The 17,086-nt window shown below is 43.5% G+C and carries 12 protein-coding genes; 6 read left to right on the forward strand and 6 right to left on the reverse strand.

What is annotated here, in order from left to right; all coding sequences use genetic code 11:
- Window positions 1–36: 36 nt before the first annotated feature.
- The gene (glyS, locus tag MmiEs2_RS07430; protein ID WP_316559233.1) at window positions 37–1,815 is read right to left on the reverse strand and encodes a glycine--tRNA ligase; all 1,779 of its coding nucleotides are present in this window, start codon (window positions 1,813–1,815) and stop codon (window positions 37–39) included.
- Window positions 1,816–2,301: 486 nt separating this feature from the next.
- Here glyS and MmiEs2_RS07435 point away from each other — a divergent pair, with 486 nt between their 5' ends.
- The 4 genes from MmiEs2_RS07435 to MmiEs2_RS07450 all read left to right on the forward strand — a co-directional run bounded on the left by MmiEs2_RS07435 (window position 2,302) and on the right by MmiEs2_RS07450 (window position 8,522).
- Window positions 2,302–4,209 carry an ABC transporter ATP-binding protein gene (locus MmiEs2_RS07435; RefSeq protein WP_316559234.1) on the forward strand — a complete coding sequence of 636 codons (1,908 nt, stop codon included), beginning with the start codon at window positions 2,302–2,304 and terminating at the stop codon, window positions 4,207–4,209.
- The gene (locus MmiEs2_RS07440; protein ID WP_316559235.1) at window positions 4,210–6,012 is read left to right on the forward strand and encodes an ABC transporter ATP-binding protein; all 1,803 of its coding nucleotides are present in this window, start codon (window positions 4,210–4,212) and stop codon (window positions 6,010–6,012) included.
- A 315-nt stretch (window positions 6,013–6,327) separates the two neighbouring features.
- Window positions 6,328–7,629: a PDDEXK family nuclease gene (locus tag MmiEs2_RS07445; RefSeq protein WP_316559236.1), complete on the forward strand. Its 1,302-nt coding sequence runs from the start codon at window positions 6,328–6,330 to the stop codon at window positions 7,627–7,629.
- A gap of 98 nt (window positions 7,630–7,727) precedes the next feature.
- Complete coding sequence (locus MmiEs2_RS07450) at window positions 7,728–8,522, forward strand: 2-amino-3,7-dideoxy-D-threo-hept-6-ulosonate synthase (RefSeq protein ID WP_316559237.1); 795 nt, start codon at window positions 7,728–7,730, stop codon at window positions 8,520–8,522.
- 98 nt (window positions 8,523–8,620) lie between these two features.
- Here MmiEs2_RS07450 and MmiEs2_RS07455 read toward each other — a convergent pair whose 3' ends face one another.
- Entirely contained in the window at window positions 8,621–9,646 is a 1,026-nt protein-coding gene (locus tag MmiEs2_RS07455) for a radical SAM protein (protein WP_316559238.1), read from the reverse strand.
- 276 nt (window positions 9,647–9,922) lie between these two features.
- On the opposite strand from MmiEs2_RS07455, the gene MmiEs2_RS07460 reads away from it, so the two are divergent.
- Entirely contained in the window at window positions 9,923–10,882 is a 960-nt protein-coding gene (locus MmiEs2_RS07460; RefSeq protein WP_316559239.1) for a hypothetical protein, read from the forward strand.
- Window positions 10,883–11,505: 623 nt separating this feature from the next.
- Here the strand turns inward: MmiEs2_RS07460 and MmiEs2_RS07465 are convergent.
- Genes MmiEs2_RS07465 through MmiEs2_RS07475 form a run of 3 tightly spaced genes read right to left on the reverse strand, consistent with a single transcriptional unit; the run spans window position 11,506 to window position 14,524 of the window.
- Window positions 11,506–12,258 carry an ABC transporter ATP-binding protein gene (locus tag MmiEs2_RS07465; protein WP_316559240.1) on the reverse strand — a complete coding sequence of 251 codons (753 nt, stop codon included), beginning with the start codon at window positions 12,256–12,258 and terminating at the stop codon, window positions 11,506–11,508.
- A gap of 1 nt (window position 12,259) precedes the next feature.
- Window positions 12,260–13,327 (reverse strand): FecCD family ABC transporter permease, encoded by a 1,068-nt coding sequence (locus MmiEs2_RS07470; protein ID WP_316559241.1) that lies wholly within the window; start codon window positions 13,325–13,327, stop codon window positions 12,260–12,262.
- Window positions 13,328–13,348: 21 nt separating this feature from the next.
- Window positions 13,349–14,524, reverse strand: a complete 1,176-nt coding sequence (locus tag MmiEs2_RS07475) for an ABC transporter substrate-binding protein (RefSeq protein ID WP_316559242.1) — start codon at window positions 14,522–14,524, stop codon at window positions 13,349–13,351.
- Window positions 14,525–14,730: 206 nt separating this feature from the next.
- On the opposite strand from MmiEs2_RS07475, the gene MmiEs2_RS07480 reads away from it, so the two are divergent.
- Window positions 14,731–15,348: an FmdE family protein gene (locus MmiEs2_RS07480; RefSeq protein ID WP_316559243.1), complete on the forward strand. Its 618-nt coding sequence runs from the start codon at window positions 14,731–14,733 to the stop codon at window positions 15,346–15,348.
- A gap of 104 nt (window positions 15,349–15,452) precedes the next feature.
- Here the strand turns inward: MmiEs2_RS07480 and MmiEs2_RS07485 are convergent, their stop codons facing one another.
- Entirely contained in the window at window positions 15,453–17,045 is a 1,593-nt protein-coding gene (locus MmiEs2_RS07485) for a citrate/2-methylcitrate synthase (RefSeq protein ID WP_316559244.1), read from the reverse strand.
- Window positions 17,046–17,086: the final 41 nt, after the last annotated feature.

A 17,086-nucleotide genomic window follows, 5' to 3' on the forward strand; every position in this document is an offset into this window, starting at 1 on the left:
AAAAAGAAGAGAAAATAAAAAATAAAGTGAAAAAAATCAGCGGGAAACAACTTCCCCGCTTTCTTCAAATGTTTTTTCGCCTGAAAGAAGTCCTTTCAAAACAGAAACCAAATCGGCGGCAGGAACAAGAATTTGTTTCATTGAATCTCTGTCGCGGATTGTCACCGGCTTTTCTTCTTTTTCAATCGTGTCAAAGTCAATCGTGATTGAAAACGGAATACCGATTTCATCGTTTCTTCTGTAACGTTTGCCGATCGTTCCGGATTCATCATAATCGGACATGATGCCGGCTGCAACGATTTCATTGAATAATTTTTTGGCGGCGGCGGATAATTCCGGCTTTCCCATCAACGGATGAACAGCCGCCTGATACGGAGAAACGGCGTTTTTAAATCTCATGACAACACGGTTTTCGTCGTCTTCGTCATCGCCGGTCGATTCGCCCAGATCTTCCTCGTCGTAAGCATGCTCCATCACGCAATACGTAATTCTGTCAATGCCGTAAGACGGTTCAATGACGTGCGGAACAACGGTTTTGCCCGAAATTTTAACGCTTTCTTCACCGAACGCAACCAAATTCATCGGCACGGTAAAGTTTTCGCCGTCAACCGTTACGGTAATTTCATCGCCGGCGGCTTGAATCGTTTCCGCGTCGAGTTCTTTAATCGCGTCGCCGACAGCCTTTGCTTTTCCTTTAAAGAGCGGACCCAGCTTTCCCATATCCGGTTTGATAATGAATTTATTTTCAATAATCGGCTCGGGATATTCGATGTAAACGGAAAGCTCAACCTTGCTTTGTTTCGCGTGCGCCGACAAATCGTAATCCGTTCTGTCAGCGATGCCGACCACTTCCACCCAGCCGAAGCGATCCGTTTTCACTTCCGCGTCCCAGCAGTCGACAGCGTAGTGCGCCATCTCGTCGGACAAGTGCTGGCGGAAGCGCAAATCTTCGGGTGAAATGCCGACGCTGATTAAGAAATCGTTTGTCAGAGCGACATAGTACGCCAAAAATTCGTGCGCGACTGTTCCGTCGGCAACCGCCTCGCCGACTGTTTTCTGAATCGTCGTTCCGGCAACGTCTTCCTGCTGCGCCTGCGGATAAAGCGTGAGTTTGACATCTTTGTATTTGTCAAAATTCGGATGCGTTTTCACATCGGGATCGACGAAAATTTCACATTCGGCCTGCGTGAATTCGCGAAGTCTTAAAACGCCCTGGCGCGGTGAAATTTCATTTCTGTAAGACTTTCCGATTTGAACAGCGCCAAACGGTAATTTTTCGCGGTAAAAGCGTGACAGGCGTTGGAAGTCAACAAACATTCCCTGCGCGGTTTCCGGTCTCATATAACCCGGACGGCCCGTTCCGGGACCGATTTTGGTTTGGAACATTAAATTAAATTCAAATGATTTGCCGAGCTTGCAGCCGCATTCGGGGCAAACAATGTTGTGCTTTTCAATCATTTCGTCCAGCTGCGCTGTGCCGAGCGCGCCGACGCCTTCGATGCCGAGCGCTTCAATCAGGTGGTCCGCGCGAAAAGACTGATCACAGCCGCTGCACTCGGTCAGCGGATCGGAAAAGCCGCCGACGTGGCCGGACGCGACAAAAATGTCTTCAATACCGATTGTCGGCGCTTCAATTTCCATATAGCCTTCGTTTAAAACGTAAAAATCGCGCCAAAGGTTTTCGATTTTTCTCTTCACGGTACAGCCGAGCGGTCCGTAATCAAAAAAACCGGCCGCGCCGCCGTAAAGTTCAAACGAATTCCATAAGAAGCCGCGGCGTTTGGCAAGATCCATCACTTTGTCATATTTGTCCATAAAATTGCCTCTGATAATAATAAATCAATTTAAAATTTAAATAAAATTTAATTTTCAAAATCAAGATTGGTATTGAAAAGAATTGATACGATTTAAATTTTACAATAAAGATTTTAATTTCGTTTTATCGAAATATATTTATCATATCAAAATTATTTCCATTTGACGAAAACAAAAATCTGATTTATTTTTAAATCAGGCAGAATTTCAATCCACCTCAAGGCCTGTTTTGTCACCTCGAACAGGCCTCTTATTTTTCAAGTAAAAACGATTGCGGTTATTTCATTTCAATAAATCCTCGGGAATTTCCTTCCTTTGCATATTTGTGCCGTTTGCATCATTTGCCCTTTGCATTTTTGCAATGTTTTGAGTGATTCCTGCCGATTTATTAAGCTCGTTTCCGGAAAAATGCCGGCACTCCCGGCTGCATTCCAACCAATGCAGCCGTTTTAAAACACACATCCGAATCGGATGCAGGAGATCTTTATGTCTCAAAATTATTATGAAAATCAAGATTCATCTTTTCAAAAAAATAACAGTGAAGCGCTTTCGGAAGACATGCGCGCGGTCAAAGAAGGCCGAGCCAGACTGTTTGAAATCGCTTTTCACAAAAAATGGCATATGCTCGCGTCAGCGATATTTTCAATTACAAGCGTCGCATTTTCGTTTGTTCCTTACATCATTCTTTATTTGGTTCTCAAGGAAATTTTACCGAATCTCTCTGATTTAAGCCAAATCGATTCATCGCTTCTGATGACGTATATCGCTTTCATCGCCGCTTCGCTTGTGCTGACAGTCGCGACAATGTTCATCTCGCTCATGTGTTCGCACTTAGCCGCTTTTGAAACGCTTTACGATTTAAAAATTGATTTCGCGGCCAAGCTCGCGACACTTCCGCTTGGTTATTTCAATCAAAACGCCACCGGAAAACTCCGAAAAGTCATGGACGACAACATCGAAAGCATCGAACTTTTTATCGCGCACCATTTTCCCGATTTAGTCGGCTCATTCACGGCACCTGTTGTTTTAATTCTTTTGTTATTGTATTTTGACTGGCGCGTCGGTTTGGTTTGCTTGGTTCCGATTATCTTGGCCTATTTGATTCAAATCGTTTCATTCGGCGGCAAAAACAAAGTCATGTATTTGAAAACATATCAGGATTCGCTGGACGACATGAACGCGTCCGCCGTTGAATATGTCCGCGGCATTTCCGTCATTAAAATTTTTAATCAAACGGTTTATTCGTTCAAAAAAATCCATGACTCCATTCTGAATTACACAAAATTCTGCATCAAATACACATACATGTGCCGCGCTCCGATGACCGCTTTTACGACAATTTTGAACAACATTTCGTTTTTCATCATTCCGGTCGGCATCTGGTGGGTCACGAGAACGACGGATTACGCCGCCTTCGCTTTAACATTCATTTTCTATCTGATCTTTTCAGCATCGGTTGTTTCACCGTTTATGAAATTGATGTATGTCAGCAACAAAGGCGACGTTATCATTGACGGCATCCGCAGAATGGATGAAACGTTCAACACGCCGTCGGTTAAAGAACCCGATCACCCCGTCAATCCGAATACGGTTGTCGGCAGAAGCATTCGCTTTGAAAATGTTTCTTTTTCTTACACAGAAGACCACGCGCATAATGCATTATCTGATGTCAGTTTCGAAGCCGCGGAAGGTCAAATCACAGCGCTTGTCGGCAAATCCGGCAGCGGCAAAAGCACGATTGCACATCTAATTCCGCGTTTCTGGGATGTTGACGGCGGTGTTGTTTACATCGGCGATACCGACATTCGCGATTTGAAAACGGACGACCTGATGGATATGATCAGTTTCGTTTTCCAAGATGTTTTCCTTTTCAAGCAAAGCGTTCGCGAAAACATTCGCGCGGGGAAACCCGATGCAACCGATGAAGAAATTCGTGCCGCGGCGAAAGCGGCGCAATGCGATGATTTTATTCGCAATCTGCCAAACGGCTACGATACGATCATTCAAACGCAAGGCATTCATCTCTCCGGCGGCGAACGCCAACGGATTGCGATTGCGCGCGCGATTTTAAAAGATTCGCCGATAATTGTTTTAGACGAAGCGACCGCGTTTGCCGATCCTGAAAATGAATACAAGATTCAGGAAGCGTTTAAAGAATTGATTCGAGAAAAAACGGTTATTATGATTGCACACAGGCTGCCGACAATCCGAACCGCTCATCAGATTATTGTCATGAGTGACGGAAAAGTAGCGGAAAGCGGGGCGCATGACGAATTAATTCAAAAGAACGGCGCTTACAAAAAAATGTGGGACGCTTATAATGCGACGTTGACATGGCGCATTTCTCAAAACGAATCCAAAAAAGATATTTCCGCGCAGGGGAGCGTGGTTTAAATGTCTCACAATAAAAATAATTCAGCCGATGAATTCGGTGACCTTTTTGGTTCCGATGAATCGGGTTTGATGGTTTTTCGGATTAAAAATTATCTTTCTGAAAAAGGATACAGAGATTTAAAAAAAGCAATTGTCGCTGTCGTTTTGACGAATTTTGTTCTTTTCATTCCGGCAATCTCCGTCTCTGTCTTTGTTTACGAATTGTTAAAGCCGTTTACGGGTCTTTCAATTGATGAGGAAATGTTATGGATTTCATTCGGTATTGCTCTTGCCGGCCTGATTTTAACGGCTGTCGCATACGCGAACGAATACAACAAATGTTATGTCAGCGCTTACACGGAAGTCGGCAACGTCCGAACCGAACTCGCCGAGCGCCTTCGAAAATTGCCGCTGAGTTTTTTCAACCGCAAGGATCTCACGGATTTGACGACGATGATTATGGCGGACTGCACGCGCATGGAAACGGCGCTTTCGCACCTTGTTCCGCAACTGGCCGGTCAAATCATTTCGATTACGGTTATCATGATTATGCTGATTGCTTACGACTGGCGAATGGGAATCGCAACTTTTATTACGTTTCCGATTGCGCTTTTCTTGATTTATTTGTCTAAAAATTTGCAGACGAAATATGACAAAAAATTGCATAAAAGCAAACTGGGTGCCGCTGACAAAACGCAGGAATATTTGGAAGGCATGAAAGTGATTAAAGCTTTCAAATTGGGCGGCAACAAATTTGCGGCGCTGGAACAGTCTTTGAAAAACTTAATGAGGAGTTCTTTCATGTTGGAATTGGTTGTCGGCATTGTCACGGTCAGCATTTCCCTTTTCCTTCAAATGGGACTTCCGCTCACCGTTTTAGTCGGCGTTTATTTGTTCCTCGGCGGAACGCTTGAAATTTTTACGCTTATGATCTTTTTGATTGTCGCGTCCAGAATTTACGGTCCGCTGACAACGATGCTGACGATGATCAGTGAATATTTCTTCTTGGAACCGTCTTTGAAAAGGTTAGCGGCGCTTCGAAACGAACCGCTGATGGACGGCAGCAAATCCGTTCAAATCCAAAAATATGATATTCAATTCCAAAATGTGGCGTTCAGTTACAATAAAGAAAACGCAATCAAAGGAATTACTTTGACGATTCCGGAAGGCAAAGTTACGGCGTTGGTCGGCCCGTCGGGCAGCGGCAAGAGTACGGTTTCGAAGCTGATCGCACGCTTTTGGGACACGTCTTCCGGTCGAATCATGCTCGGCGGAATTGACATCAAAACGGTTGATCCGGAACATTTGATGGAATATATGTCGTTCGTTTTCCAAGACGTGGTTTTGTTTGACGACACGGTTTTTAACAACATTAAACTCGGCCGCCATGACGCGACAGATGAAGAAGTTTATGCCGCGGCAAAAGCGGCGCGCTGTGATTCTTTCGTTGGCAAAATGCCCGGCGGCTATCAAACCGTCATCGGCGAAAACGGCAGTCGTTTATCGGGCGGTGAACGCCAGCGCATTTCAATTGCGAGAGCTTTGTTAAAGAACGCGCCGGTTGTTCTTCTCGATGAAGCGACGGCGTCGTTAGATCCTGAAAATGAAGGCGAAGTTCAAAAAGCGCTTTCCGAATTGATTTCATCTAAAACGGTCGTTGTCATCGCTCACAGATTAAGAACGGTGACCGGCGCCGATAAAATCGTTGTTTTGAACGACGGCAAAATCGCCGAAGAAGGAACGCATGATGAATTGATTCAAAAAGACGGACTGTATGCCGGAATGTACAATACGCAGAAAAAAAGTATGGATTGGAGCATTTAAGCTTCTTCCATTCCTTTTATTTTTTTAAAATCCAAAGGCGTTTTTATTTATTTTATTTAAATTCGAGGAACATTTTTGTTTTCATTTATTCAAATTCAAGGGAACGTTTTTCGATATTTTTTTAAAAATTTGTGCGGCTCGCGCGCGGTGGCAGGCAGCCGGCAGCGGCCCGTTCGCGAAGCGAACGGATGCGATAAGAATCGGCAGGTACAAACAGCAACAATAAATTTTGAAAACCTGACACACCTTTTTTAAATATAGTCGATTTTATAGAATATAGAATCTGAATTGAAACAGAAAAAGGATCGTAATTTCATGAAAAACATCGAGCATCTTCATCTTCTCATCGGAACCAATCCGCTTTCCAATTATGTCGTCGCCGATTATTTTCTGAAAAACGCAGACGGCTTAAAGACAATTCATTTAATTCATTCCGCCGATGATTTAGAAAATAACATTCAAGGGACGCGTTTTTTTGCTTCACATTTGAAATCCGTTTTGGAGAAAAATGAAAGCGAAGGCGCGAAAAATATTCAAATTTATCTTCATGAAATCCGTATCAAAGACGCTTTTTCGATTCATTCCGATCTTAAATCGGTTCTTTTGTCGTTGAAAAACCAAAATTCAAAAAATATTCATTTGGATTATTCCGGCGGCACAAAGGAAATGTCGCTTCACGCGTACGAAACGTTTAAAGAAGTTTTCGGCGAAGCCGCGACTTTTTCTTATTTCGATTCCCGAAGAAACCGTCTCAAAGAAGATTCGGATATTCATGAGCCGATTGTTTCTGTTTTTCTCGGCGACAAAATCGAAATCGGATTCGAAGATTTGTTCGAACTTCACGGCTATCGGGCGATTCCGGAAGACGAAAACAGCGGCGGCTTTTCAGCCGAGTTTTTTAAAGACTTTTTAGACGTCATCACAAATCCCGACAATTTCTGCAAATATCTGAAATGGCGCAAACATTTCTACGACATTTATCCCGACCCCGGAAAAGTCATTCCCGTTCACGGAAAAAACAAATTGAGCGATTTGCTGCCCCACGATTCGGAATTTTCGGCGCTTCTTGAAAAAGCGCTTTTTTTGAAAATTCTCGAAGACAAGCCTGAATATTCTCTGATTGAAAATCGAAACGGCGAACATTATTTGAAAACGGATGTCAGCAACAAACAAATGAGCAAGCTGATTGAAACCCGAAAATACATCACCGGCAAATGGTTTGAACAATACGTTTACAGCGTTTTGAAAAAAAATCTGTTTGATAAAAACATTATTTCAAGCATCGATCTCAATGTTTTGGTTCAAACCGCGTCGAAGAATTTTGAAATCGATGTCGCTTTGATTAAAGGATACGAATTGTGCGGTATTTCGTGTACGACCGACAAGACGCAAAGTTTATGCAAATCCAAAGGCTTTGAAATTCTCCACCGAACGAAACAAATTGCGGGCGACAGTTCAAAAGCAATTTTAATGACATTTATGAATGCGGAGCACACGGCTGAAATGGATGCCGACCTCAGCGAAATTTTAGAGGACAGGATCCTTGTTTTGGGTATGAATGATTTATTTCCGCAGGAAGAATTTTGCCGAAAAGTCGCGGATTTTTTGTCTTTCTGAAAAACCGGTTTTTTTATTTTTAGAAACTTTAAATATAAACAGAATTATCTAAAAATTTGTTATTCTAAAAATCAATACAAGTCAAAGGAATTTTTAATATGAGTATGATCGGAAAATCCATTCGTATGGAAAGATTTGTTAAAAGAGATACGGGACGAACAATTATTGCGCCAATGGATCATGGTGTCGGCGTCGGCCCGATCAGAGGCTTGACGAATTTGCCCGACGCAGTCGATAAAGTCGCGGTCGGCGGCGCAAACGCGGTTCTCGGGCACATGGGACTTGCCAAACATGGTCACAGAAAATACGGCAACGACATCGGTTTAATCATTCATTTATCGGCTTCGACATCAATCGGCCCGAATTCCAATCACAAAGTTTTGGTGACAACCGTTGAAGAAGCGATTAAAGTCGGCGCCGACGCGGTTTCTATTCATGTCAACATCGGCGCGGAAGACGAGCCGGAAATGCTTGCCGGTTTCGGCTATGTCGCTCAAAAATGCGATGAATGGGGCATGCCGCTTTTGGCGATGGTTTATCCGCGCGGTCCGAAAATCACTTCCGAATTCGGAAAAGATGTTGTCGCGCACGCCGCGCGCCTGGCAGCCGAACTCGGCGCGGATATCGTCAAAACCAATTACACCGGCGACATCGACTCTTTCCGCGAAGTCGTTAAAGGAACACCGATTCCGGTGATTATCGCAGGCGGTCCGCACATGGAATCCGAACTCGATCTTTTGCAGATGATTGCAGATTCGCTTGAAGCCGGCGGCAAAGGCGTTGCAATCGGCAGAAACGTTTTCCAGTCGGAAGACCCGACAAGAACGACCAAAAGAATCAGCGCGGTTGTCCACGGCGGTTTTTCGGCAGAAGAAGCTTTTAAAATTGAGTAAATGAAGATTTTTCTTCATTTATTTAAAAAACAAGGGTTGTTTTCAATTTATTTTTTAAATTTGTGCGGCTCGCGCACGACGGCGACAGCCGAAAAAAATTAATCGTCGCGTCCCGGAACCATATCGCATCCCGAACAAAGCGAGCACATCGTTTCGGATTTTTCCGGATGAAGATTGTATTTTTGAGAAATTTCTTTCTGCATTTCAAACAGTTTCAGCAGGCGTTCTTTGGACGGGCGTTCCATGAAACAATCTCCTTTTCGAAGTTCATTTACATAAATCGGGCGAATGCAGGCGATAACGCCGATTTCGGCAAGTTTTTCAATCATGATTCTGACGCTTTCGTCGGTTTCACCGAGGCCGATTATAACATTACTGAAAACCTTGCCGCGGCCAAATAATTGAACCGCATCTCCCAGTTCCGAAAAAACATCGGTTTCGGAAAGGCCGGGGCAGATGTCTTTAAAAATTTCGGGGTCGGTAACTTCAATATTGTATTTGATTTCCGCTGCCCCTGCTTTTTTTAATTTTTCGGAACCGCCGGAAACGGCGTAAATGGAAATGCCGATCGGAACGTTGTATTTTTTCAAGTCAGGCATCAGGTCCAAGACACGCTCCAACTCGCCTTCCGGCGTTTTTTCAACGCCCGACGTAATTGAAATTGCTTTGACGCCTCCTTTGTCAAAAGCGTTCTGAATAATTTTCAAGCTTTCCTCTTTCGTTTTTGTATGTCCCTGAAGAATCGGAACAGAACAGAATTTGCAATCATAAATGCATTTTTCTGACAAATTGATGTACGCCTGCTCGGGGCAGTGCGCCAACGCCGGTTCAATTTTTCCGGTGACGATTAATTTTTCGGATTGTTTTTCAGAAAAATAAACGGCGATTTCATCGTTTTTGTCACCCTCTGTTTTTTTAATTTTAATCGGCGATTTTTCATCTAAATTCAGGCGGACGCGTTTGCCGTTTGAAGCGATAAAAACAGAACCTGCGCTTCCGGCGCTTGGGCCTGCCGTTGATTTTAATGTCGGCAAAACCAATTTTTCATCTTCAACATCGGCGGTTCCGATCGAAAGCAAGAATGCTTTGATTTCGGCCGTCATCGGAATGGATTTTTGTGTCATGATTTTTTCCGTTTTTAATTTGTTTCAATTCCAATTCGTTATAATCATTTAAATTTTATGTTTCATTTTAAAACAGAATCGGTTGAATTGATTCGGATTTTTGTCATTTCTTTTTTTTCAAATAATCCGTAATATTTATATAAAATCAATCTTTATTGAGACCATTGTAAACCGTTTTTTGAAAACAGGTTTACATTAACGTTGAAATCAGACACGGCGGACAAACACCGAGTCTGATTTTATTTAACAAAACAAACAATAAAGGATAGATGAATAATGAATATAAAATATTTGCTCGGATCATTTTTGGTCTTGCTGGTCGCCGCTTCGGTGATCTCACCGGCTCTTGCCGCCGGCAACGGCCATCACAATTCCGATGTTAAGTTCTTAACTTTTAAAATTTCAGATGACGAACAATGGACGCATGTAACCGACGGCGAAGGAAATACGCATTTTGGCAAATTCAGAGTTTCCGAAGACAGCGAACAAGTTTCATTTTCATTTCATCATGATGCGGACGGACCAAACGATATCAAATTCATGAAAATTGCGTTCAGCGAACACAATCCTGATGAAATGAAGCTTTTGGAATCTATGAACGCCGATGAAAGAGAAGCTTACTTCCTGGCCAGATACAAAGAACATTTGGATATTGAAGTTGAAGCCGGTAATTTGACGCAGGCGGAAGCTGATGAAATGTATGCCGAGCGCGAAGCCGGCGAAAGCGTCCGTGTCAGTCTTGTTGCAAGCGGCGCGAATTTTGCGGCTTTGTCCGAAGAAGAACTCGAAGCTTTGAAGGATATGACTGATGATGAAAAGGAAGCTTTCTTTTTGGAACAGTTTAAACAAGGTCTTTCCGAAGCGGTTGCGGCAGGCAAGCTGACGCAGGAAGAAGCTGACAACATGTCGACGGCACACGGAAACGGTGCGAAGAGAAGTATTACAATTCGTGACGGCGGTGTCAACGGTGTCAGCGCTTCCGTTAAAATGAAGGCGGTGCTTTCGGAAGAAGAAATTTTGACGCTTCAGAATATGACGGCTGATGAGAAAAATGATTTTTTCTTGTCTCAAATCAAAGTCAGTTTGGATGCTGATGTTGAAGCCGGCAGAATCACTCAGGAAGAAGCCGATGAAATCTACGCTCACCATCAGACAGGGTCTGAAGGTTACTTGAAAGCCGGCATGTTTCATAAGACAGCTTCTTTCAGGACAAATGCGGCAATAACCGCCGAATAAATTTCCGGCGCAATTTGATTTGAATTAATTTTCGATTCTGAAAATTAAATTCAAAATTTAATTTGGCAAAACATATAAATACTATAAAATACTTGAATTGATTGTAAACCGAAATCCAAAAAAAGGTTTACAATCTACGGCGAAAACATTGATTCAAAAATCTTTGAATCGCCTGCAAAACGAAACCACCTGTAAAAGCAAACCATTTGAAAAACGACCAAACAAAGTGAAAACAGATAAAAACGAACCCAAGCAAATCGATTGTTGTGTGAAATAAATCGATATTGTTTGATCCCGGTTTCGGCAGTTTTCGAAATATCGAAAGTCTGCCGGAGACCGGAATCAAGCCTTCGCTTGATTTCTGTAAAAAAACATACTAGAATTTCAGTTTATTCCACCAAAATATAAACTGATGAAATAGTAAACCCCACCCCTGTAACCAATCAAAAACAAATCAAAACCAATCAAAAACAAAAGAACGAAATAAACCAAAACCCTATTAAACCAACCCCGTAAGGAAGGCGGCGCATGTGCTATCATGCGTCGCCTTTTTTCTTTTACAGCTTCGAATTGAAAAAACGCTTCCGTTTTCGTTTTTGATGTCTTTTTCCGTTTTTGATAACTTATTCCGGAATAACGTACGGAACACCTTTAAAATATTCAATGTGAACTTTAACGCCGTAAATATTTTCAATGATTTCGGGCATCACACCGCGCGCGTCGCAAGCATCGTGAATGATTCCGTCTTTCATGAAAACAAATTTGTCGGCGAAACGCAGTGCCAAATTCAAATCATGCATCGTCAAAACAGTTGCTGTTTGATGTCCTTCCGTTACGTTTCGAATAATTTTTAAAATTTCAAGCTGATTGTGCAAATCCAGACTGCTGGTCGGTTCATCCAGCAAAAGAACATTCGGTTCTTGCGCAATCGCTCGACAAATGCAAACTTTTTGAAGCTCGCCGCCGCTCATTTCATCAATCCGGCGAAGCTGCATGTCTTCTAATTCAAAACGTTTGAGCGCGGCATCTACGATTTTGTAATCATTTTCGCTGACTGTTAAACCAATATGCGGCTTTCTGCCGAGCAAAACGGCGTCAAAAACCGTTGTTCTTGAAACTTCATTGCGCTGGGAAACGTAACCAATATTTTGCGCGATTTCCTGTTTGGAAAGTTTTGACAAATCGTTTCCGTCAACCATAACCGTTCCGTTTGTCGGTTTTAAAATGAAATCCATACATTTCAAAAGCGTACTTTTACCGACACCGTTCGGGCCCATAATTGCTAAGATTTCGCCCCGATTTACGCCGAGCTCAACGCCGTTTAAAACTTTCCGGCTCCGATAATCAAAGTGAACATCGTTGATATTGAGAATCATTTTACTTTCCCCTCACAATCAGATATAAGAAAATCGGCGCGCCCAAAAAGGATGTAATAATGGCAACCGGTAAAACGTGCGGCGCAATCATTGTTCGGGCAACCGTATCAGAGACCAAAAGCAAAAGCGCGCCGCAAACGGCAGTCCCGACCATTAAATAACGCTGATCATCACCGACGAGGCGGCGCATAATATGCGGGCAAACCAATCCGACAAAGCCAATCACACCCAAAAAAGACACAACAACGGCGCTGATAAGAGATGCGGCGACCATGCCAACCAAACGAAGACGGAAAACATTGACGCCCAAACTTTTAGCCGTTTCATCGCCGGCATCCATCGCGTTGAAGTCCCAGCGTTTCCAAATGAAATAAATGAAACAAATTAAAACAATGAGGCCGATGATGATAATTTCTATTGTTCCCGCGCGGGCAACGTCTCCGAATTGCCAGAAAACGATTGCCGCAACTTTTGTTTCGTCCACAAAATATTGAATTGCGGCAAGTCCGGCAACGGCAAGCGAATTCAACGCAACACCGGCAAGCACCATGACTTCGGGCGTTGCTGAACGGATTTTGGCAATAATTAAAATAATTCCCGAAGCCAGCATACTGAATATAAATGCGGAAGCGGTGACAAGATACGGATTATTAACGGTAATGGCATCCGCCATGTTGTTTCCGGTCGTCCCGAGTCCGAACAGAAGAATGCCGACGGCAGCGCCGAACGCCGCTGCATTGGAAAGGCCGAGCGTGTAAGGAGACGCCAACGGATTTTTCAAAACAGACTGCATCGCAACACCGGCAACGGCTAAACCGGCACCGGCAAGAATGGCAGTAATAATTTGCGGAATACGGATATTCCAGATAACGCGATCAAACAGGCCGTTTCCTCCCGGGCCGGACAAAAGTGTCAGAATCACATCAGGAATCGGAATGCTGACCGAGCCGACGGAAACGGCGAAGAGTGCGAAAAGAATTAAAAAAAGGAACATACCGGCAACGATGCCGATTTTTTTAGCGACATATTTTCTGTAGCCAGCCGGTTTTGTTCCGTCTTCCAAATGCATTTTATCCCTCATTTTTCAGATTTAAATTTGCGCCAAATCTACTTTTGTATAAGACAAACCGTCGGCGTTTTTCTGAATTTGTTCAAAAACAGGCGCGCCGACGATGAATGTATAAATTTCATCAGCTTTTTCGGCGGGATCAACATCCGCGAATTGTTCGGGATAAAGAATTTTGCCGACATAATAACAGTTGGCAAGCGCTGTTTCATGATTGACACCCATTGAAGTGTGTGGGTTCACAGCATAAATCTCGCCGTTTTTCGCGGCGGCCAAACCTTTGTAAGACGGATCATTTTTCAACTCTGAAAACGCGCCGCCGCCTGCAGCGGTCACTGTTTCGACATCGACAAAAATGATCACGGGATCCCATTCCAAAATGATTTCTTTTGACACAAGCGCGTATCCCGTGCTCGGGCCGCTGAGCGGAACGCCTCTTGCAACATTATCGGCGTTTAAAATGTCAAAAGGCATGTAAATCGGATTTGTGCCGTTTAAGCCGTGGGGACCGTTGTATGCAACGCCGCCGACAAAAACGGTTTTATCGGATGCGGAGACATTTTTAATTCTGTTTTCCAAATCTTTTGTCGTGTTTTCGAAAAATCCGATGACTTCTTTTGCGCGGCTGTCTTTATGAAGAATTTTTCCGAGCATGAGAAGCGTTTCATCAATTTTTTCTTTTTCCGTGATGTAATTGCCGCTGAAGAACAAAACGACGGGAATGCCGGTTTTGTTTTGAATTTGGTCGGCGGCAGTGATATCGTTTGAAGAGGTGGCGGAATAGAATAAAACATCAGGATTTGCGGCCAACAATTTTTCAGCATCGACAACGCCTTTACTTGTGCCGAGCAGCGGCTTTTCCTTAATTTCAGGGTGCGCCAGCGCGTACGGACGTTTGTCTTTGGGCATTAAATTGCTGCTGTTGTCCTGATAATCAACGGCAACGACGCGGTCAACGACATTCAAATAGACAAAGTATCTCATGGAGCCTGAGCCGCTGACGGCAATCTTTTCGGGATTGTCGGGAACTTCAACGGTTCTGCCAAACGCGTCTGTAACGGTCATCGTTTCCTTATTTCCCGACCCGTCGCCGGAATTTCCGAGGCATCCCGAAAACGGAAGACAAATCATCATTAAAATCAAAAATAAAGCCAAAATACCGATTGGTTTAAAAGCATAATTTTGCTTGGAATTTTTCATTTTACAACCTCTTGTTTTATTATAAAATCCATTATTTAATTTCATACGAATTTTTAAAATTTTAACACTATCGTCAAACTATTTTACCATATTTAATACTTATTCTGACAAAATTTTTTGTTTAATACATCTCCTAAAACAGCAACGAGTTCGTTAGATTCTCTTTTTCAACAGATTTAAATAGATGCGCGTATTATTTTTGAATTATGCCAGATGTAATTTTAAAGGAAATTTCAGAACGCACTTACGATGACGCGATTGCTTTTCACGGTCACTCCTGCGGCGGGCTCGCGCTCGGCTACGTTGCCGCGCTTTACGCGCGTGAGCTTCTGGATTTGAACTATTCGGAAGATGAGGAAGTTGTCGTCATCACTGAGACAGATTCCTGTACGGTGGACGCGATTCAAACAATTCTCGGAACAACGGCCGGAAAAGGAAATTTGATTGTCAACAACTGGGGAAAAACCGCTTTTACTTTTTATAACCGAAACAGCGGCAAAGCTGTTCGTTTAATGATGCGCCCCGACTTTTTCAAATCGAATCCCGAAATGGATGATTTGCGCAAAAAAGTCATGTCAGGCACGGCAACAACTGAAGAATCTGCCCGTTACCATGAACTTTCCGACCAACGCGTCAATGATATTTTATCAACGCTCGGAAATCAGGTTTATGATGTGAAAGAACCGCAGCAGCCGGTTCCCGAAAAAGCGAAAATTTTTGACAACATTATTTGCCCGATTTGCGGCGAATCTGTCGGCGTTGCGCGCTGTGTTGAAGCCGGCGGACAAAAAATATGTCAGTTCTGCGCTCAAAATAAAAAATGATTTTTTAATGATAAAATATCAAAAAACGAAATTTAATAATAAAATCAAAAAAACGAAAATTTTATTTCTTCAATTTAAACAAATAAAAACGAAAAACAGGAATCTTATTCCTGTTTTTCGATTTCTGTTTCAACGCAAAATTCTTCAAAAACAATTTCTTTTCCGACAGTTGATCTGTCTTTGAGCGGAATGTAAGCTTGAAGTTCGCCGACGGCATTGTAGGCCGGGCGAATGATTTTGCCGGAGTTGATGAGCTCTTCCAAACGGTGCGCGCTCCAGCCGGTAATTCTGCTGATTGCAAAAATCGGCGTGTAAAGCTGCATCGGAAGGTCCAGCATGCTGTAAACAAAACCGCTGTAAAAGTCGATGTTTGCGGAAACGCCTTTGTAAATGCGTTTCTCCTGACCGATGATTTCGGGCGCCAAACGCTCGACCATCGCGTAAAGTTTAAACTCGTCTTCACGGCCTTTTTCAATCGATAAATTTTCAACGAATTTCTTGAAAATGTCGGCGCGCGGGTCGTTTAAAGAATAAACGGCGTGCCCGATCCCGTAAATTAAACCGGCGTTGTCAAACGCTTCTTTGTTCAAAAGCTTTCTGAGATAGCCGCCGACTTCTTCTTCATCGGTCCAGTCGCTGATATTGGCTTTCATGTCCTCAAACATCTTGACGACTTTAATATTCGCGCCGCCGTGTTTCGGACCTTTCAAACTGCCGAGCGCGGCAGCGATTGCCGAATAAGTGTCCGTTCCGGAAGAACTGACAACGCGGCATGTAAATGTCGAATTGTTGCCGCCGCCGTGTTCGGCGTGGAGCACCAGCGCCAAATCCAAAAGGCGCGCTTCAAGCTCGGTGTATTTTGTGTCCGGGCGAAGCATATAAAGAATGTTTTCGGCAGCTGACAGTTCAGGCTGAGGATTGTGAATCATCAAACTGTCCCCGTCAAATTTGTGTTTGTACGCCTGATAACCGTAAACGGCCAGCATCGGGAACAAAGCAATCAATTGCAAACTTTGGCGAAGAACGTTTTCAACGGATGTGTCATCCGGATTTTCATCATAAGAATAAAGCGTTAAAACACCGCGCGCAAGCGTGTTCATCATTTCGCTGCTCGGCGCTTTTAAAATCACGTCTCGGACAAAGTTTTCCGGAAGCGTGCGGTAACTGCCGAGAAGCTGTTTAAATTCTTCTAATTGTGTTTCGGTCGGCAATGTTCCGAATAATAACAAATAAGTCGCTTCTTCGAAACCGAATCTCTTTTCGGAAACGAATCCGCCGACAAGTTCATTGATGTCAATGCCGCGATAAAAAAGGCGGCCTTTTTTGTGTTCCGTCTCACCTTTTGCAGGACGGCCGGACTGAACATCGCTGATCTCGGTTAAACCGGTTAAAACACCGTTTCCGTCAGCGTCGCGGAGCCCGCGGTTCACGTCGTATTTTTGGAAAAATTCAGGGTCAATGGGACCGTTTTCTTCGCAGCGTTTCGCCAATTTTTCAACAACAGCTTTTTGCTCGGCTGCAACTTCTTCTCCCGTTTTTTCAATGATTTCTTCTTCAATTTCAACAGATTCTTCTGCAGCATCCGCACTCTCTTCGGCGGAAGCACCCGTGTTCGCTGAGTCAGCGTCCATTGTTTTTGCCATGCCTAAATCCTCAAGGCTGAGCGTCATTTCGGTGCTTTTTACGACATCTTCCATATTGTACCCTCCTGTTTTTTTAATTTTGATACTTGTTCCAG

This window comes from Methanimicrococcus stummii (assembly GCF_032594435.1).
GTDB classification, from domain to species: Archaea; Halobacteriota; Methanosarcinia; order Methanosarcinales; family Methanosarcinaceae; genus Methanimicrococcus; species Methanimicrococcus stummii.